The sequence below is a fragment of the Magnetococcus sp. PR-3 genome, assembly GCF_036689865.1.
Classification (GTDB): Bacteria; Pseudomonadota; Magnetococcia; order Magnetococcales; family Magnetococcaceae; genus Magnetococcus.
In genome coordinates this window covers 312,320-331,056 of record NZ_JBAHUQ010000002.1, presented here as the reverse complement: position 1 = coordinate 331,056, position 18,737 = coordinate 312,320, and the positions used below count along the sequence as shown (strand labels likewise).

Genomic DNA, 18,737 nt, shown 5'->3' with positions numbered 1-18,737 from the left:
ATAGTGCGTGGGTTGAGGGTCTCAGTCGCGACGGCCAATCCCCCTACGGATCGGTCCTGGACCGTCACTTTAGCTAACGGGAAGTACAGATAATCTCTGATCCAGCTAGAGAGTGAAATATGCCATCGTTTCCAAAAAGTTTTGGGTGAGTGTGCTATATAGGGGAAGTTGAAGTTTTCGGGAAAACGGATACCCATCATGCGTGCAGAGCCAATGGCGATATGGGAGTATCCGGCAAAATCAAAATAGATCTGAAAGCCAAATAAAAAGGCGAGGGTCAACACATCAATGGCACTTAGAAGATGCGCAGGTTGTGCAAACCCCCCATCGACGATAGGTGCCAGATTATCTGCTAGGACAACTTTGAGAAAAAGCCCAAAGAGTACCCGTTTAATGCCATAGGCAAAGCGTGAACTGGACCAGTCGGCCCGTTTATCCAGCTGGGGAATAACCTCTTTAGCCCGTAAGACCGGACCTGCTACAAGCTGTGGAAAAAACGTCACAAAGCAGCCATAAAGTACAAAATTACGTTCAGGTTTAATAAAGCCTCGGTAAACATCCACACTGTAGCTAATGGTTTGAAAGGTATAAAAACTTATGCCTAGCGGTAAGATAATAGTAAGTGCCGGTGAGTGGAAATCCTGACCAAACAGTGAAAAGACCACGTGCAGGTTGTCCACAAAGAACAGAAGATATTTAAAATAGAAAAGTAGGCTCAGGTTAACCCCAAGGCTGACCAGTAAACCCACCCTCTTTTTCCATGGACTGTTATGCGCAAAGATATAGAGACCTGCCAGATAATCCACAATGGTGCTGGCTAAAATGAGTGGAATAAATTCAATACGCCAAAAGCCATAAAACGTAATACTGGCGCCAAAAATTAACCATAAACGTGGGGTGCGGGGGAGCAGCCAATAAAGAGCGGCTACCACAGGGAGAAACAGCAGATAGGTCACGGAGTTGAAGATCATGGCTGTTTACCATCCATGGTTGTAATAACCTGATCAATGGCCTCCGCCAACTGTACATGGCCAGCACCCCGGAAATGCATAAAATCCAACTCCTGTTCACCACCAAGGTTGGTGGCGTGATTAAATCCCCATAACTGAGCCGGTATTAAGTTTTCCAGACTTGTAAAATGAATATGCTTCTCTGCCCCATAGCGACGCATGCGGTCTTTAAATATACGGTACTCTGAGGCTACATAAGGAAGTGAGACATCATTACGTATTGGGGGGATGTAGAGTAGGACCTCAACATCTGCCTGCGCAGCCCGCTTTAAAAGCGTTTCAAGTGCCTCCATATTACGTAGATAACGGGCACGGATCATACGTCTTTTACTCTGGGCCGTAATGCCAAAGACCTGATTACGGAAGAGATAGAGTTTAAGAAAAAGCTGCCCTCTGGCCTCTGAACGTTTATCCCACAGATTCCAATGATTGGAGAGGTGTTGATTAAAAAACCGTTCAATCTGCTTTTGTGGTGTTTGGTTTAAGCCCGATAGCTCTCTATCTTTCTCTGGTTCGTCGGGTGAGATCAGTGAAAGCAGATGTTGACCAATATCCGTTTGGGCAAGCATGGGGGTGACTTCTCTATCCTGTAGAATAGAGGTGAGTTGAGGACGGATACCCTCTTCTCGTAAATCATCAAAAACCACGGGTAGGATCAGACGTTTAATGGGCAGCGTTTGCAGCAGGGCTTCAAAAAGAAGGTAGTGTTCCATCAGGTTGGCATTGGGTTGACTAAATGCCATTAACCGATACGGCTTGTTCACCCAACGCATATAGAGATGGTTAGGCGCCGTGGTATCCCCAGGGCGGATTTGGTTGATACCGTGTAGTTGCGAGTTGCCCAGCCAGATGTGAACAGGTTTAGAACCCTGTTTACGCCAGTCCTGTAGGCATCCTTGCCCATCAACCAAGGTTTGGCAGTGTATGCGGTTGCCTTGTACAGGCTGTATCACTTCTTTGACAGATTTACCCAGCGCAACTTGATTAAATGGGGTCTTAGGTCCCTGGCCCACCCACTGATGGAGAACACCCCAAGCAAGTAGTGCTGCGATAACAAGTGGCAGTAGCGGTAAGCCGTGGGTCTTGATGGCGGTAAATGACATGGCAGGCCTGTAATCCTAAACCGTTTGAAAAAGAGGTGACGGTTTAAGGTAAACAGCAATAAATACACCAAAAAAAGCCCATAGGATACGAGATCCTATGGGCTTTTCATCGATCTACTAATCTCGAAAGATTAGTGTAACTGATCTTTGTTGGCCTCTAACTGACGAATAGCCTCGTCGGCTAGTTTGTTGGCCTCGGTTTTATCAACCGATTTGGTGATGAGTTTTTCACTCACCGCCAAGGCGACTTCCACAACGACACCGCGGACTTCAGACATCGCCTGACGGCGAGCTGACTCAATTTCTTGAGTTGCCAGCGATTTTTGCTTGGCCAATTCGGCTTCCAGCTCTGCCGTTGCCTGCTCGCGCTGGGCATCGGCTTCTTTACGCGCGGACTCAAGCATTTGCGCAATTTTCTCACGCTCAGCTTTAACTTCAGCTTGCTGTTCGACCAGAAGCGCGGCGGCCTCTTTACGTTCGTTTTCAGCGGCTTTCAGTTCTTCTTCAATCCGCGTAGCCCGTGCTTCCAGAACATCAGAGATGGCAGGAACCACGAACTTCTTCAGCAAGACCAGAAGAGCGACGAACGAAACAATCGTCCAGAAGATCTGCGAGCTGAAGGTACTGGAATCGAACTGGGGCAAGCCCGAGTGGGCCTCCTCTGCGGCGGCATTAGCAGCAGCGTATGCAGCACTGATCATAACGATCACCCAGTTCTTCTAGTGTTTAGCCAGCTTGGCCCATGATGATGAAGGCGATAACCAGACCGTAGAGGGCAACGGCTTCCACGAAGGCCGCGCCAATCCACATGTACTTGGTCATCTGAGCTTCAGCACCTGGCTGGCGAGCGATGGACTCAATGGTTTTACCGAACAGGTAACCCAGACCAACACCCGAGCCGGCCATACCTGCAGCGGCCAGGCCCATACCGATGAATGCGGCGGCAGCGCTTTCCATGGGACTTTATCCTCCTTAGCGGATTAGGACGAGATCAATGCCTGCACATCTGTCGAGACCACCCCGACAGTGTAACGCTGGTCTGCTTAGTGCAGATGCAGCGCGTCGTTGATGTAGACGCAGGTAAGGATCGTAAAAATATAGGCTTGGATGAAGCCAATGAACAACTCAAAACCAGTAAACACTGTTGCAAAGGCTGCGGGCATCAACAAACCACCCAAGGGCAGCGTGGCCGCAAAGAAAAACAGCACAGCAAGAACAGTGTGACCCGCCGTCATGTTCGCAAACAGACGAACGGAGAGTGAGACAGGCCGTGAGAGATACGAAATGATCTCAATGGGCACCATCAACAGCAACAGTACAGGGGGAACACCTGAGGGAACAAAGAACCCTAAAAACTTCACCCCATGCTTTACTAAGGCCAAGCCTGTAGCAAAGAAGAACACACCCAAAGCCAGCGTTGCTGTAACGATCAGCTGTGATGTGGGTGTAAACGAACCGGGAATTAGACCCAGAAGGTTACAGAAGAGTACCAGTAAGAACATCGCAAAGATACCGGGGAAGAACTTACGTCCCTCTTCACCACCAATGTTCTGGTCCACAATGTCCCGCACAAAGGTGAAGGTCATCTCAGCCAGTGACTGCATTTTTGTGGGGATGAGCTTGCTCTGCGTCGGACCCGTGAATGCCCATTTCATAAAGAAAAAAGCAACCGCTACCGCCAACCACATCCAGATGGTGGAGTTGGTAATAGAGATGTCGATGCCTGCAAACTCAATGGGTACCACTTTCTGCACCATGAAATGGTGTAAGGGGTCCATTTTGGGGGCCGTATTGGCGGCTGCGTGCATGGCTTCGGCGCTCATAAGCGATTCGTCCGTTCCGTTCGACATTCATACTTGGGGTGATGAACCCATTCCTGTGTTCAGTAGTACCGTGTGCGGAGCACCTTATACAGGGTTGTGTGGGTTTTATCAACGATCCTTGGTGTTTTCACCAGTGACCGCCCCATTTTCTTGTGCGGAGACTTCATTGAAGGTCCGCATAATATTACGAAACCCGGCCGCAAAGCCAAGGATCATAAATACAATAAAGAGCCAGGGTTTGGTCTCAAGCAGCTTATCGAGCATCCAACCTATGGTACCGCCAACCAGCAGTGCGGAGCCTAAATCAGTTGCAAGCCGAAACCCTAACCCCATGCCGCTCAATTTGGGCGGCGGAGGTGGACCACCCTCACGGAGGGTTTGGTTGGTCTGTCGATCCGTGGCATTTATGCCCGGTTTCTCAGGAGAATTGGGCGCATTACTCACAGTTCAGTTCCATTCCAGGTCCATCGCGTCAACCGGAAGCACTCTAAACGCAGGCGCTTATTCTGTCAACGGTTCCTGTGGCTAAAAGCGTGTTAACACCGCATTTTTTCCAGAATTTATCATCACTCAAAGAAACGGGTCTCATGCATGAAAAGGATAGTCCCTGAACACATGAGCACATTCCTGTGGGTTGGTATGCCTCATGATAAGAGAATCCTTATAGGCATTCAACCGATTAGGAGCTTAATGTGCCTAATTATCAATCATCCAGGCCAAGATCACGCATTTTTTTACGCAATGTATTACGGTTAATCCCCAGTAATTGTGCAGCTTTTACACGGTTACCACGGGTTTGGCGTAGAACACGGGGTATGAGAACAGCTTCCATTTTACGCAGTACGACATTGTATAGGCCGGTTGTTTCCTGCCCTTCCATGGTCGCAAAGAAGGTATCCAGGTCTTGTAAGAGGATCTCCTCATAGCTGTTGGAACTGCCCGCTTCCATAGCCCCGTCATCCAAATCTTCTCGATGGGATGTCTCCCCTCTGGGGACTTTGGGCATGGTGCGTTCAAAAAGCTCAATCTTCTCTGGGCGGATCTCATCTTCTGGAATTAACACCATGAGACGGCGGATCAAGTTTTCCAGTTCACGCACGTTACCGGGCCATTCGTAAGCCACCATTTTTTCCATGGCAGCGGGTGTCATGCGTTTGGTAGGTACGCCGAGCTCTTTGGATGTCTTAGCCAAAAAATATTGGGAGAGGACGGGGATATCCTCTTTTCTTGAACGGAGTGTGGGTACATGTAAGGGAATAACATTTAGGCGGTAAAAAAGGTCTTCTCTGAAGCGTCCTTCAGAGATCGCAGTTGGCAGGTCCTGATGGGTGGCCGCAATAATACGAACATCACTACGTAAGATGTCGGTACTCCCCACCAGGGTAAAGGTACCTTCCTGTAGAACGCGCAACAGACGCGTCTGAGCCTCCATCGGCATATCACCGATCTCATCCAAAAACAGGGTTCCCCCTTCGGCTTTTTGGAAATGACCGGGACGCCGGGATACCGCGCCAGTAAAGGCCCCTTTTTCATGACCAAAGAGTTCAGACTCAATGAGATCCCGAGGAATGGCCGCCATGTTGATGGCTGTAAATGGCCCATTTCGACGTGGACTATAGGCATGAACAGCGCGGGCTACCAACTCCTTGCCGGTACCGGATTCACCATGAATTAAAACCGTCATCTCAGAGTTGGAGAGGCGGCCAATGGTATGGAAAAGTGCCTGCATGGCACGGGATGAGCCGATAATTCCCCCAAAGCGCTCCTCCAACTGCTGATCCATATCATCTTGTGCAGCCTGTACTTTGGTTGCCTGGGGTTGTACCCGGGCCTTCTCTTCATGTTTGTGTAAAGCCCGTTGGGTTAGCTCCACGAGGCGATTGATGTCAAAGGGTTTGGCTAGATACTCAAACGCGCCACGTTCAAAAGCTTGCACTGCATTGCGTAGGGTGGATTGGGCCGTCATGACAATGATCGGTAGATCGGGATAGCTGGATTTCAGGCTTTGCACCATATCCAGCCCAGAACCACCAGGCATGACCACATCGGTAATGATCAGGTCACCACCAAACTGGTTAAAATGGCTCACCAAAGGCTGACTGTTGCCAAAGGCGTGCACCTTATAACCGGCACGGGTGAGTGCCTGCTCCAGTACAAAACGTACGGCCTGATCATCATCGGCAACCAAAATGGTCTGTTCGGACTCTTGCTGCATCGTCCTGCTCCCTTATCCTCAAACCCACAAGCTACCCTGTTTATGGGTTAGCGCGGTTCAGCGCATGGTTTTCAGGGGTAAAAAGACCCGAAAAGCGGTCTCCCCCGGACGACTCTCCAGGGCCATTTGCCCATCGTGGTCGTGCACAATTTTTTGTGAAATGGCCAAGCCTAGCCCGGTACCATTTGATTTGGTGGTAACAAATGGCAGGAATATACGCTTACGCAGCTCATGGGGAATACCCGGTCCATTGTCTTTGACCTCCACCACAATATGCTGCTGCCGTCGACCCTGTGTCAGACGGATCTGTTTAGAAATACGGCTGGATATGCGTACCTGCCCTTCAGCTCCTGCCGCTTCACTGGCATTGGAGATCAGGTTAAGAAAGAGTTGAATTAACTTATCCCGGTCTCCAGAGATCTCTGGCAGAGAGGGGTCATAATCTCGATTTAAGGTGGTGCCGGTGGTGTCACACAGCCGCACGACGTGGTCGAGTATTTCATGAATGTTGATGTTCTTCTGGCTGATGGGATGATCTTCTGCCAAGCCTAAAAGACTGTCGAGCAGCCGGCTGATGCGATCCACCTCCGAGCGGATCAGCTCGGTACAGGTGGTGCCGGTTTCACTGGTACTCTCCATCTCCAACAGCTGTGCAGCCCCACGAATACCTGCCAGAGGGTTTTTAACCTCATGGGCAACGGCCAGGGCCAAAGAGCCCAGGGAGTCCAGCGTTTCGTTGAGTCGTCGTCCCTCTTCAAGCTGTTCAGCCGAGCCAACCTCTTCCATCTCCAAGATGGTGCCTTCTAGCTGACCGTTCTCCCCCATCAGAGGGGTTGCTGTCAGAGAGACCAGAAGATGAATGTCCGGTGCCGGTGAGAGTTGGGCGACACGGAACCGGCATGGCATCAGCAGATTGCTGGCACGGCTAATAAGATCCAATGCCACCGGATGGCCGGGTAGTACTCTTTCCAAATGGGTATTCAAAAGGTGCTGCCTGGGGCGGTCCATAATTTTTTCTGCCGCCGTATTCACATTGCGAATGGTGTTTTCACAATCCAGGGCAATGATCGCAATGGAGGTTTGATCCAGCAGTTGTGCAGCGTCAAATTGAGCAGCCTTTTCCATGGCGATCCCCGTCACGCAGCTTGGGTGTTGATAACACCCTGATAAAAGTCATCCACCAATTTCCGGGTCTCCTCGGGGGTGGGACATTGGTTCACTGTCGATCGGTACTGGGCACTATTAGGCAGCCCCTTGGCATACCAAGCCAAATGTTTGCGTGCCATACGGTTCCCGACCACAGGACCATAAAATTCAATCAGTCGATCAAAATGCTCCAGCACCAGCAGATGCTGTTCGGTGATGTCCGGTGCAGCTTGTTCTTCCCCGGTGGCCAAAAAGTGGGCAATCTGGGTAAACAGCCAGGGTCTACCCATAATAGCCCGCCCAATCATTAATCCATCCACACCGGACTGTTGCCATTTTTCTTTGGCTTCTTGTGGTGTGTGGATATCACCATTACCAATGACAGGAATGGTAAGCGCCTGTTTGATCTGAGCAATCTCATCCCAGTCTGCATGGCCACGGTACATTTGTACCCGAGTACGACCATGGACCGTGAGCATCCGTACACCCTGCTCTTGGGCTATTTGTCCGATCCGTGCACCATTTAGGTTGCTTTTATCCCAGCCCAGGCGGATTTTAAGGGTGACCGGTACGGGGACGGCTTCTACAACGGCTGCTAAAATACGTGCGACCAAGGGTTCATCGCGCATTAATGCGGCACCAGCTTGGCCCTTAACGATTTTTTTTACCGGACAGCCCATATTGATGTCGATAATTTCAGCACCCCGGTCTACATTCATGCGGGCTGCTTGGGCCATGACCTCTGGGTCACCACCAGCGATCTGTACAGATAAGGGGTGCTCTGCCTCATGTGCGGTACCAATCAGTAGACTTTTACTGACGTTACGTACCATAGCCTGGGATGCAATCATCTCTGAGACAGTCAGGTCCGCCCCATATCGCTTAGCGATGAGACGAAATGGGGCATCGGTCACCCCGGCCATGGGTGCCAAAACCAGCGGTGGACGGCCACCGGCTAGGTTTTGAGCAAAAAGGTTCACAATTGGATCATGTGTGTCCATATTTTAACCCTGCTATGATTAACAATTAATCATATTTAAGGGACTAACGGCGTTAAGAGCAAGTTGAAATGGACAAGAGCAAGTTGGATACCGGTTTTAATGCCGAATTTATCATCGGTGCGGTTAAGCCTGCACAGTACCCTGATGATAATTTGCCCGAAGTGGCCTTTGCAGGTCGCTCCAATGCGGGTAAATCGTCGTTATTGAACCGTTTATTAAACCGGCGCAAGTTGGCGCGGGTCAGTAATACACCAGGGCGGACACGGGAGTTGAATTTTTTTCGTGTTGATGAAGCGTATTATTACGTGGATCTGCCTGGTTACGGTTTTGCCAAAGTGGGGCGGGGGCAAAAAGAGGTATGGGATCGGGGTATTGGTCTCTATTTTAACAGCCGCCGAGATCTACGGGCTGTGATCTTGCTTTTGGATATCCGCCGGGGTGTGACGGAGCAAGACCAAGCCATGTTGGATTTTATCTTTGAAATGGGTCTGCCGGTCTTGCCGGTCTTGACCAAGAGTGACAAGTTAAAATCCAATCCCCGCCGTGAAGCGGTTAAAAAGCTCAAAGCTGAGCTGGCAGAGAAAGTACCCTTGGCGGTGGCTCCCTTACAGGTGACATCAGCCTCTAAAGGGGATGGGATCATCGAGCTTAGGCAAACATTGGCAACCATTTTGGCCCGTTAAAGGGTGACTTGAGCTTGGATGTGGTTCTACCTGCGGCCCACAACAAAGCCTGCGACTAACATCCTTATAAACCGATGTTGCGTGGCTAAGGTCACCGCTCTCCTACTCGGATGCTTGATGCAGAGTGATGGTGGGTGGTCGATAAAGGGGATGGTACCTGCTTTAGGGTCGGGGGGGAGATGCCCGCTAGGCACAGCGCCTGACCCAGCCATTCCCACCCTAAGGCAAAAGGGTGTTGTGCCTTGTGCGTGATAAAGGGACGAACCCTAGACCCCTTTATACAAAAGATACACACTGACGGATTCATCCCTCTCTTCAGGAATACCTTCCCTATGTCGAAACCCCACGTTTCAGAACGCACCATGGCTGCGGATGCCATTTCTCATATCCTTGTGGATCATTTGCCCCTGGAAGCAGCTTTGGAACAACATATCCATCAACAGACGGGTACCTCACCAGAAATGCGTGGGCGGGCCCATGAAATTGTTGTGGGTACCATCCGTCATATGACCCTGCTGGAAGCAACATTGACCCGCTTTATGCAGAAAAAGCTTAAAGCTAAGCATAGCTATGCCCGGGCTGTTCTGCTTACCGCTCTGTACCAAGCACAATTTATGCGCACGCCAATCCACTCTGCTGTGGATGAAGCGGTGAAGCTGGTTAAAAAACACCCGCGTGACCGTAATCTCTCCGGTTTTGTTAATGCGGTATTACGCCGTTCAACCGAGGTGGAGCTCTCCAGCACCTGGACATCCATTAAAGATCCAGTTAAGCAACTGGCGCTGCGTTATGCCCATCCAGACTGGATGGTAAAGCGTTGGGTTAAGCGTAATGGTATGGAGCATACGGAAGCCCGTTTGGTGGCGGCCAATGCCCAAGCCCCCCTGACTTTACGTATCCACACCCCCAATATTTCACCAGAAGCATGGCTTAAGGCAGCGGGTGAGGCTGAGGTGGATGTAACAACCTGCCCGGAAGCGGAAGAGTCTGTTCTTTTGCCAGGTGGGGGAAGGGTTACCCAACTGCCAGGTTACGATAAAGGGTGGTTTGCGGTGCAGGACCGCGCGGCTCAGGCGGTGGCCCGACTGGTTGAGCCAAAGTCTGGTGAACAGATCTTAGATGCCTGTGCTGCACCGGGGGGAAAATCGGCCCATATGTCAGCCTTGGGGGGGGAGGGGGTCGTCATTACGGCACTGGATAATGCGGAACAGCGCCTCATGCGTATGGATGAAAATATGGCCCGTTTGGGGGTGAGCAATGTGCACCTTCAATGTGTGGATGCCATGCAGCCCATCGCAGGCAGCTATGACCGCGCTTTGGTGGATTCCCCCTGTACCGGTACAGGGGTGATTCGTCGTCATCCCGATATTAAGTGGCGTCGTAACCCCAGTGGGTTAACAGAGGTGGTCAAGCAGCAGAAGGCCATTTTAAATGCTGTAGCGGCGACCATTAAACCGGGTGGGATCCTGGTTTATGCCACCTGCTCATTAGAACCGGATGAGAATGAACAACAGATTGCGCAATTTCTAAAAGAGAACAGCGCATGGCAACGGTTGCCGTTAGACCCGAATATGGCAGGTATTGAAGCCGATTGGGTTGATGAGGTGGGTGATCTCCGTACAGAGCCCGCAACCCATGGGGTGGATGGTTTTTATGCCGCACGTCTGGTTCTAAAGGCGTCGTAATGGTGGAGCCCTTCCAACGCGCTTAGTGTCCTTCAAAGATGGGGTTGATCTGTTCTGGTCTCTTAACAGGGCACGTCAACCCTATACTCCGAGCAAACCACAGATCATATCTCCTGTAAAAAAATCGAACTGTGGGTGCGACCGATGGTTCGACTCCCCAGCGATACGCCTGTATCCAGGCAAAGGTGTGAAGACCAATTTTTTGTGCCGGTCCGCGAAACACAGGTTACTCATCCCTACAGGTCTGTATCGTCTCTCGTAGGTTATCCATGCTTCCTTTAGCGTGAATCTGTTCCATGCAGGTGTGATGGGCATTAATCATGCAGCAACCGGTTTATGCACCATAGGTTGTGTCATCCACAATGCACTCAAGTGGGTGGATATCAGGTTACCACCCATCTGTTGTTCTCTCTTTAGGGGGGCAGGTGTATTGAGCCGCATGACCCGTGTATACCGTGTGATACGCCCACCCGTACGCTTGGGTTAGGGGTGGGGGCATAAGGTTGTGCTGTCGTATCAGATATGGCGGTTTGTAAGTCACATTCTTGACAGGGTTTAGGTCTATCCATGCCAACGGATTCTCCAGATTTTCTTATTATAGGTGCTGGTGTCATCGGCTTAGCCTTAGCGCTGGAGGCCCGCAAACGCCACCCCCATGCCTCCATTATGGTGGCGGAAAAAGAGGCCCAGCCCGGGTTACACGCCAGTGGACGTAACAGCGGGGTGTTGCACGCAGGCTTTTACTATACGGCAGATAGCCTTAAAGCCCGCTTTACCCGCGAGGGTAATGAAGCCTGGACCCGTTACTGTATGGAACGCAACTTGCGTATCAACCCATGCGGTAAGCTGGTTGTGGCGCGAAATGAGCAAGAACTGGCCGGTTTGGATGAGCTGGAACGTCGGGCCAAGCGGAATAATGTGCCCTTAGAGCGTATCAGTGAAGCCCAGGCCCAAAAAATTGAACCTCGGGTTAAAACAGCAGGTTCAGCACTCTTTTCGCCCATAACCGCTTCGGTGGATCCCAAAGAGGTCATGGTTGAACTGAGTAAGGATGTCAGGGATGCCGGTATTGAGATCCGTACCCACGCCCCTTGGACAGGCCGTCAAGGGAACCAAGTACAGCTTGGGTCACATCGGTTAGAACCCGGTTATGTGATCAATGCCGCGGGGCTCTATGCGGACCATATTGCCAAAGCCTATGGTTTCTGCCAGGACCATGTGGTGCTGCCATTTAAAGGGTTGTACCTAAAAAGTGGGGAACAACCGGGCGCCTGGAAAACCAACATCTACCCTGTGCCGGATTTGGAAAACCCCTTTTTAGGGGTGCACTTTACGGTCACGGTGGATGGAAAAGCCAAAATAGGCCCGACCGCGATCCCAGCCTTTTGGCGGGAACACTATGGGGGGTTAACTGGTTTTTCTGCAGCAGAGTGCCGCCAGATCATGGGCCGTGAGCTACAGATGTTGTGGCATAACCCCTTTGGTTTCCGCCGTTTGGCGGTGCGTGAAATGATGAAATACAACCGTGCCTGGATGGCCCACTTGGCCAAGGAACTGGCGCACGGTGTGTCGGTTAAAGATTACCGACAATGGGGACCGCCCGGTATTCGTGCGCAGCTGTTTAATCTGCGTCAGGGACGACTGGAGATGGATTTCCATTTTGAGGGGGACCACCGCAGTTTTCATGTGCTCAATGCGGTTTCCCCAGGATTTACCTGTGCACAACCCTTTGCTGCGCATCTGTTTGATGCCATGGAACCCATGCGTTGCGAAGGTACCCCTTGATAATCAGGAGAGCGTCGTGATGATGAAGCGACTCATGGGATTGACAGTGACAGCCGCGCTACTGATGGCGGCGGGCAATGCTGAAGCGGTTTTTCGCAAGGGATGTGAAGTACCCCTGAAAGATGTCCAGGTTTGCTGGGAAGCCTCAACCAATAATGATGGTCAGATCACCCCTTTTCCAGAGGTGCATCTGCTGCCGGTAACCCAAAAGCAGGCTGGGCAGGAAGGGGTGTTGGTTGACTATACCCGCACCCTGTATCGCCAAATTTTGCCGGGACGCATTGCCGAACGTTTGGTACAAGAGTGGCAGCCCGCCTACCATTTGGAAGAGGCGATTATGCTGGCCCAAGATAACGACTGGCCCGTTACCCTCTGGATCGCACCCCGCATACTGCGCAACAGCAGTGCCGCCAACACAGGGTTGGTGGATTGGGATGCCTACCTATTGGGTGAAGGGGGGGAGCTGATGCGCCGTATGCGTATTCGTGTGGACTCTGCACCCCATGTGCGCAAGTATGATGCAGAGATGGCCACCGGTATGAGTGCAACCCTTGTTAATACAGGGTTGTTTGTAAAAAATCCCGCCCTGGCGTTAACGGCCATTACAACCAGCTCTTCATTGGCTAAAAATGCCCCACCTGAGGCTGGTTACTCGTTGGAGTTGATGACCGAGCTGGCGACCCGTCAGGTACTGTTTTTGACCCAAAATGCGTTGGAAGATCTCAGTTCTCCCCCTAAGCCGGAAGAACCGAACCCCATTAAGACCCTATTCTTCCACGATCAACCACCACCCAGTACCCCTACCGCTTCAGATCCTATGCCCCCTCGGGCTTCGACCATGGATCATGTTGAAGGGTGGTGGAAACGAAATATTCTTCCTGCTGTTCAGCCCAGGCCGTAACGGCTGGACCCAGATTGTATGCATAAGCCCCCATGGTATAGACCATGGGGGCTTTGTTTTTTGGTGGGATCGTTGGGTGTTTTTTCCATGTGCAGTGTGCCATTGTGCGGTTTATCTCTCTCTTAGCCCCAGTTTGAAGCAAAATATGCTATGCTCTTTACGCCTCCTTTGGGAAACCTTAGGGGGCTTGTTTATTCGTAGGGGGTTGGGTAGGATGCCCCTCCCTTTATCCACCCCTTATCCAGATCCATCTTGTGGATAGATCGATCTGGATAGTGCGGTGGATAATCACCACTCTTTTTTGGACATAACGAAGTAGGGTAATCATGATCAAGTTTGTACATCATACCGTCTGGGCGTTCGATGCAGAGTGGGCTCCCGATCCGTTGGCAGGTCGTATGCTTTATAACCTGAGCGATGATTTGTCTGATGCTGAAGTGATGGCGGAGATGTGGAAACAGGGTGGTGCAACAGAAGAGAACCCCACCCCCTACTTAAAAACAGCTTTGTGCCGTTTTATCTCTATAGCAGCTGTCGTACGGCGTAAACATAAGGATAATACCGTCACATTAACCCTTATGGCCTTGCCTGAAAAAGTGGAGGATCACACCGCTGCTTATGCCAAGGAAGATGCTGTTTTAAGCCGCTTTCTCCAAGGGGTTGGTGAAAAAAAACCACAATTGGTGGGGTATAACTCCATCAGTGCGGATATTAAAGCGATGATCCAACGGGGTATCATCCGGGGTATGCACCAACCAAAGTTTGCCCACCGACCCAACAAACCATGGGAAGGGGTCGATTATTTCGCCCGGGGTGGGGACTGGCATATTGATCTCAAAGAGCAGGTTTCTGGCTGGGGACAGTTCACCCCCTCTTTGCACGAGATGGCCACCCTCTCGGGTATCCCGGGTAAAATGGATGTGGCTGGGGACCAAGTGCCCCAAATGTGGTTGGATGGTCGTTTGGCCGATATTGTGGCCTATAACGAGTTTGATGCCCTTACCACTTACCTACTGTGGTTGCGCATGGCCCACTTCTCTGGTCACTTTGATGCTGGGGATTACCAGAATGAGCAAAATATGGTTCGTGAGCTGATTGAGCGGGAAGGGGCAGAGAAACCCCATCTGCTGGAGTATCTAAAACAGTGGAATCGGTTAAGTCAGATGGTCGATGGTTAAATCGGCTCAGTAGACCCATGCATAGAAAATCCCCTGCACCCTGTGCAGGGGATTTTTTTTAACCACTATTTCAAAACAAGGCCTTAACCCTAGGGTGAGTACACACACTAAGGATGGCACCTGTCGTGTGAGGTAAGCTTTATTGGGGTAGCGCAGCAAAAAGGTCAATCTGGTTACCATCGGGGTCCATGACAGAGGCGTAGCGTTGCCCCCAAAAGGCATCCCAGGGTTCGGTCTTATGGGTAAAACCCGCTTGGGTAATCTGCGCAAACCGTTCATCCACCTGTGCCGGCGTCTCCTGCTTAAAGCAGAGTACCATGGCCACCCCTGTCGTACGTTGCCAGTTAGGGTCCAGTTGTTTCATCAGTTTTTCAGAATCCAGCATGATACGTACACCGCTGCTGGTGATGCCTTCCCAATGGTCTGGTCCACCGACCTGTTCAAAGGATATGCCCAAAAGCCCATAAAATTCTGCGGATTTTTCCATATTCTGACTAATAATACCAATGGCATCCAGCTGCATCATACGCTCCTATTTATGTGATAAACGATCTGATTTTTTGGGATATAGGGTGTTCTTGGTTGCCATCATAGAGCGCATGCTATGAATCGGATAAATAAAAAGGCCACAGCAGATGCCATAGCCTCAATAAGTATCGATATGTGGTGGTTTATGGATTTTTAGTCAGATTTTGTTCAGCTTTTACGATTTGATTGGTATCCATCCGCTCAAGAACAAAGGCCAAGTTATACCCCGCAAGCTTGTGTCCCTGTTTGGCCGCTTTGCTAAAGCACGTGTGGGCTTTGCTGTAATTATGCGGTACACCACGTCCTTCTACATGCATCACACCTAAACTGTTCTGCGCACCGGCATGTCCTTGCTCAGCAGCTTTTTTATACCAATAGGCGGCACGGGGTGCATGCTGGATGAAGGTTGGGCCTTCATCATAAAGCTGAGCAAGACTATATTGAGCAATAATATGTCCTTTTTCTGCAGCTTTTTTGTACCAATGCACCGCTTTTATATAATTCTGTTCAACCCCCTGACCCTGCTCATACATCACTGCCAACATGGCTTGAGCATGGGTATGCCCCTGTTCAGCCAACGGTAAAAGGTCTTGGCTTTGGGATTGAGCTTGGGCAAGTGGGGTGAGTATGAGTAAGAGCAATACCCCTATGATTAAATGCTGTTTCATCGTTCAACTCTCTGGCTATCCATAGCTTGATCATTCAAAAATAAGACGTAATCCGACCAAGTGTAACATAGGGATTGGCCAATGACAGGGGCTTTTGCAGGTTCGCAGGTATTTATAGGTATTTGAAATATATCGAATAATCACATTTGCTTATACGTCTCAAGCTATCTATTTGAATAGAGGAATTTATTCATCTTAGTGTTTTAAGAGTGCTTATCTCTGACGTGGCTACTCAGAGAGAGAGATGTAAGAGCTGGTCTTTTAAAAGTAGCAGATACTCTTTTGTTTCTTGATGGATTTATGGGTTTTTTCCCCCACCATTGCGTTCATCCCACTGGGTTATATACGATGTGCGGTATTCATACCTACGGATGCAAAGGTTTTCCATGTCTGAACAGCTGTTTCGTCACATCCTTACCTCCCGCGTTTATGAAGCAGCGGTTGAGACACCTTTGGAGCAATCAGCGTGGCTCTCTGCCCAGCTGGATAATGAGGTTCTGATTAAGCGAGAAGATCTACAACCGGTCTTTTCATTTAAGTTGAGAGGGGCTTATAACAAAATTGCCCATCTTACAGAGGCCGAGCGCGCCAAAGGTATTATTGCGGCTTCTGCAGGTAACCATGCACAAGGGGTTGCATTCAGTGCCCGTGAATTGGGGCTTAAGGCCACCATTGTCATGCCGCAAACCACACCGGATATTAAAGTGGAAGCGGTTAAGCGCTATGGTTCAGATGTGGTATTGCATGGGGATAATTACTCCATTGCTGCAGACTACTGCAAACAATTGGCGGCCCAAAATGGTATGACCTTTATCCACCCTTTTGATGATGAACTGGTTATTGCTGGGCAAGGAACCGTGGGTCTGGAAATTATGCGCCAAAGTGGTAACCAGTTGGATGCCATCTTTGTCCCGGTGGGTGGGGGGGGGTTGATCGCTGGCATTGCGGCCTATGTGAAAAATCTCAACCCCAACATCCGTATTATTGGGGTTGAGCCCGATGATAGTGATGCCATGACACGCTCTTTGGAGGAGGGGCAACTGACCTCATTGGAGCAGGTTGGGATTTTTGCTGATGGTGTAGCCGTACGAGAAGTAGGGCCGCGTACCTTTGCACTCTGTGAGAAATATGTGGATGAGATGGTGCGGGTGAGTGTGGATGAGATCTGCTCGGCCATTAAGTGGACCTATCAGGCAACCCGTACCATTGTAGAGCCAGCTGGTGCTTTGGCTTTAGCTGGTTTGCGTCACTATGTGGCGGAAAAAAAGATCCGTAATCAGCGTATGGTGGTGATTAACAGTGGTGCCAATATGAACTTTGAGCGGCTCCGCTATGTGGCCGAACGCACCATGGTGGGGGAGCAGCGAGAAGCTCTTTTTGCGATTACCATTCCTGAAAAGCCGGGTGCCTTACGGCATTTTTGCCGGGATGTGGTTGGGGACCATAACATTACTGAGTTTAACTATCGTCTGGCCAGTCGTGATGCCGCCCATATTTTTGTGGGTATTGATTTAAGAACCCCTGATGAACGGCTATTGTTGGCCAACAGTTTGACCGACCTGGGCTATCAGTTTGAGGATCTGACCGATAATAATCTGGCCAAAACCCATGTAAGACATATGGTGGGTGGGCGTTCTCATGTGGTCAAAAATGAGCGTCTGTTTCGTTTTCGTTTTCCAGAACGACCAGGTGCCTTGGCCCACTTTTTAACCACCATGCAGGCTGACTGGAACATTTCACTCTTTCATTACCGCTTGCATGGGGGAGATTTTGGACGGGTTTTAATTGGTCTGGAAGTACCCTCTGGACAAGAGCAGAACCTCCAGAGCTGTTTGGATAAGCTGGGTTTCCGCTATGTAGATGAAACAGAGAACCCAGCCTATAAACTGTTTTTGTAAACCGTTGATCCAGCTTAGGTCATGAAGGCATGGGCTTTTGTAGGGTGTGTCTGGTCTACCAAATGGTGGGTGGCAGCCTTGGACCAACAGCGTGCTGCCCTGGCGGTGCTTGGTGGTGGGGTGAACCCTTTGCGGTAGGGGTATGATCATGGCCTTGGGTAATCAAAGGCTTATTTGATATTAACGTATGATCTTTTTGCCAAACTTATAACAAGAAATGCTAAGATCCCATGAAGTAAATATGGGGTGCTTTAGCACCATGATAGAGCCAGAGGTTTAGGTCCATGAAACGTCAAAAGCTACCGATCCATACCGATGAGGCTGAAACCTTTGTTGATATCACCGGCTGGGTACAAACCATTGTGAAAAAAGCTGAGATTCAACAGGGGATGTGTCATCTCTTTGTACCCCATACCACGGCCGGTGTGACTGTTAATGAAAACTGTGATCCGGATGTGACACGGGATATGTTGGTAGCACTGGATAAGCAGGTACCCAAAAAAGGGGATTACCGGCATGCTGAAGGGAACAGTCATGCTCATATTAAAGCCAGTATGATGGGCCATAGCTTAACCGTACCTGTTGAAGGTGGGCGGCTACTGTTAGGCCAGTGGCAGGGGCTCTACTTCACAGAGTTTGATGGACCCCGTAGCCGCCAGGTTATCGTCACCGTCACGGGTTGTTAAAAAGAGAGATTCCAGGCAACGGTACAAGTGAGGCTGTCTCTTATGACAGCCTTAAACCACACTATCCACAGCCCAACGGTTTTTACGTAGGGGTCTGACGGTGGCAATCACCTGCTTAAACTGAGGATGGTTATGGTAGTTGGCCAGTTTCTCCCAACTGTCAAACTCTGCCAGTAGCATCACATCAATCTCTTTGGATAGGGCATCACGTTTTTCATTTAACGTGACCTCAAAGCGTTGGGCATCACACAAAGGTGCCATGGAGGCCAGTGCCTGCTGAACAGTGTGTGCATTTTCAACACGGCTTTTTCCTTCTGCCTGCTCCAGCAGCTCAAACATCACCATATGTCTGATCATGGCACACGCCTTTAAATTAAAGGGTTGATTTGGTCTAAATAGCTGATCGGTATGCGTGGTTCCACCAGGT

Annotated in this window: 19 protein-coding genes; 7 read left to right on the top strand and 12 right to left on the bottom strand. The window is 50.2% G+C overall.

Annotated features, from left to right (window positions below; all coding sequences use genetic code 11):
- The 9 genes from V5T57_RS03000 to dusB form a co-directional block, all read right to left on the bottom strand.
- Positions 1–971, bottom strand: a 971-nt coding sequence (locus V5T57_RS03000) for an MBOAT family O-acyltransferase (protein WP_332889673.1), incomplete at its 3' end; no start/stop codon positions are given.
- On the bottom strand, positions 968–2,113 hold the full coding sequence (locus tag V5T57_RS02995; protein WP_332889672.1) for a hypothetical protein: 1,146 nt from the start codon (positions 2,111–2,113) through the stop codon (positions 968–970). The genes V5T57_RS02995 and V5T57_RS03000, both read right to left, overlap by 4 nt.
- 131 nt (positions 2,114–2,244) lie before the next feature.
- Positions 2,245–2,814 carry a F0F1 ATP synthase subunit B gene (gene atpF, locus V5T57_RS02990; protein WP_332889671.1) on the bottom strand — a complete coding sequence of 190 codons (570 nt, stop codon included), beginning with the start codon at positions 2,812–2,814 and terminating at the stop codon, positions 2,245–2,247.
- Positions 2,815–2,839: 25 nt separating this feature from the next.
- Positions 2,840–3,070 carry an ATP synthase F0 subunit C gene (atpE, locus tag V5T57_RS02985; RefSeq protein ID WP_332889670.1) on the bottom strand — a complete coding sequence of 77 codons (231 nt, stop codon included), beginning with the start codon at positions 3,068–3,070 and terminating at the stop codon, positions 2,840–2,842.
- A gap of 86 nt (positions 3,071–3,156) precedes the next feature.
- Positions 3,157–3,936, bottom strand: a complete 780-nt coding sequence (locus V5T57_RS02980) for a F0F1 ATP synthase subunit A (RefSeq protein WP_332889669.1) — start codon at positions 3,934–3,936, stop codon at positions 3,157–3,159.
- Positions 3,937–4,044: 108 nt separating this feature from the next.
- Positions 4,045–4,380, bottom strand: coding sequence for an AtpZ/AtpI family protein (locus tag V5T57_RS02975; RefSeq protein ID WP_332889668.1), 336 nt, complete (start codon positions 4,378–4,380; stop codon positions 4,045–4,047).
- Between the two features lie 259 nt (positions 4,381–4,639).
- Positions 4,640–6,151, bottom strand: coding sequence for a nitrogen regulation protein NR(I) (gene ntrC, locus V5T57_RS02970; RefSeq protein WP_332889667.1), 1,512 nt, complete (start codon positions 6,149–6,151; stop codon positions 4,640–4,642).
- Positions 6,152–6,208: 57 nt separating this feature from the next.
- Complete coding sequence (locus tag V5T57_RS02965) at positions 6,209–7,276, bottom strand: two-component system sensor histidine kinase NtrB (RefSeq protein ID WP_332889666.1); 1,068 nt, start codon at positions 7,274–7,276, stop codon at positions 6,209–6,211.
- A gap of 11 nt (positions 7,277–7,287) precedes the next feature.
- Complete coding sequence (dusB, locus tag V5T57_RS02960) at positions 7,288–8,298, bottom strand: tRNA dihydrouridine synthase DusB (protein ID WP_332889665.1); 1,011 nt, start codon at positions 8,296–8,298, stop codon at positions 7,288–7,290.
- Between the two features lie 68 nt (positions 8,299–8,366).
- On the opposite strand from dusB, the gene yihA reads away from it, so the two are divergent.
- From yihA to V5T57_RS02935, 5 genes are all read left to right on the top strand, one after another.
- Positions 8,367–8,981: a ribosome biogenesis GTP-binding protein YihA/YsxC gene (gene yihA, locus V5T57_RS02955; RefSeq protein WP_332889664.1), complete on the top strand. Its 615-nt coding sequence runs from the start codon at positions 8,367–8,369 to the stop codon at positions 8,979–8,981.
- 332 nt (positions 8,982–9,313) lie between these two features.
- Positions 9,314–10,666 (top strand): 16S rRNA (cytosine(967)-C(5))-methyltransferase RsmB, encoded by a 1,353-nt coding sequence (rsmB, locus tag V5T57_RS02950; protein WP_332889663.1) that lies wholly within the window; start codon positions 9,314–9,316, stop codon positions 10,664–10,666.
- A 567-nt stretch (positions 10,667–11,233) separates the two neighbouring features.
- On the top strand, positions 11,234–12,451 hold the full coding sequence (lhgD, locus tag V5T57_RS02945; protein WP_332889662.1) for an L-2-hydroxyglutarate dehydrogenase: 1,218 nt from the start codon (positions 11,234–11,236) through the stop codon (positions 12,449–12,451).
- A gap of 19 nt (positions 12,452–12,470) precedes the next feature.
- Positions 12,471–13,352, top strand: a complete 882-nt coding sequence (locus tag V5T57_RS02940) for a hypothetical protein (RefSeq protein ID WP_332889661.1) — start codon at positions 12,471–12,473, stop codon at positions 13,350–13,352.
- Between the two features lie 326 nt (positions 13,353–13,678).
- Complete coding sequence (locus V5T57_RS02935; RefSeq protein WP_332889660.1) at positions 13,679–14,530, top strand: 3'-5' exonuclease; 852 nt, start codon at positions 13,679–13,681, stop codon at positions 14,528–14,530.
- Between the two features lie 139 nt (positions 14,531–14,669).
- Here V5T57_RS02935 and V5T57_RS02930 read toward each other — a convergent pair whose 3' ends face one another.
- Positions 14,670–15,056 carry a VOC family protein gene (locus V5T57_RS02930; RefSeq protein WP_332889659.1) on the bottom strand — a complete coding sequence of 129 codons (387 nt, stop codon included), beginning with the start codon at positions 15,054–15,056 and terminating at the stop codon, positions 14,670–14,672.
- A gap of 145 nt (positions 15,057–15,201) precedes the next feature.
- Positions 15,202–15,726 carry a tetratricopeptide repeat protein gene (locus tag V5T57_RS02925; RefSeq protein ID WP_332889658.1) on the bottom strand — a complete coding sequence of 175 codons (525 nt, stop codon included), beginning with the start codon at positions 15,724–15,726 and terminating at the stop codon, positions 15,202–15,204.
- 386 nt (positions 15,727–16,112) lie between these two features.
- Between V5T57_RS02925 and ilvA the strand changes: the two genes are divergently transcribed.
- Both ilvA and V5T57_RS02915 read left to right on the top strand, forming a co-directional pair.
- A complete protein-coding gene (ilvA, locus tag V5T57_RS02920) occupies positions 16,113–17,624 on the top strand; it encodes a threonine ammonia-lyase, biosynthetic (RefSeq protein WP_332889657.1) in 1,512 nt (503 codons plus the stop codon).
- Between the two features lie 284 nt (positions 17,625–17,908).
- Positions 17,909–18,310, top strand: a complete 402-nt coding sequence (locus tag V5T57_RS02915; RefSeq protein WP_332889656.1) for a secondary thiamine-phosphate synthase enzyme YjbQ — start codon at positions 17,909–17,911, stop codon at positions 18,308–18,310.
- 51 nt (positions 18,311–18,361) lie between these two features.
- Here the strand turns inward: V5T57_RS02915 and V5T57_RS02910 are convergent, their stop codons facing one another.
- A complete protein-coding gene (locus V5T57_RS02910) occupies positions 18,362–18,667 on the bottom strand; it encodes a Dabb family protein (RefSeq protein ID WP_332889655.1) in 306 nt (101 codons plus the stop codon).
- Positions 18,668–18,737 lie beyond the last annotated feature (70 nt).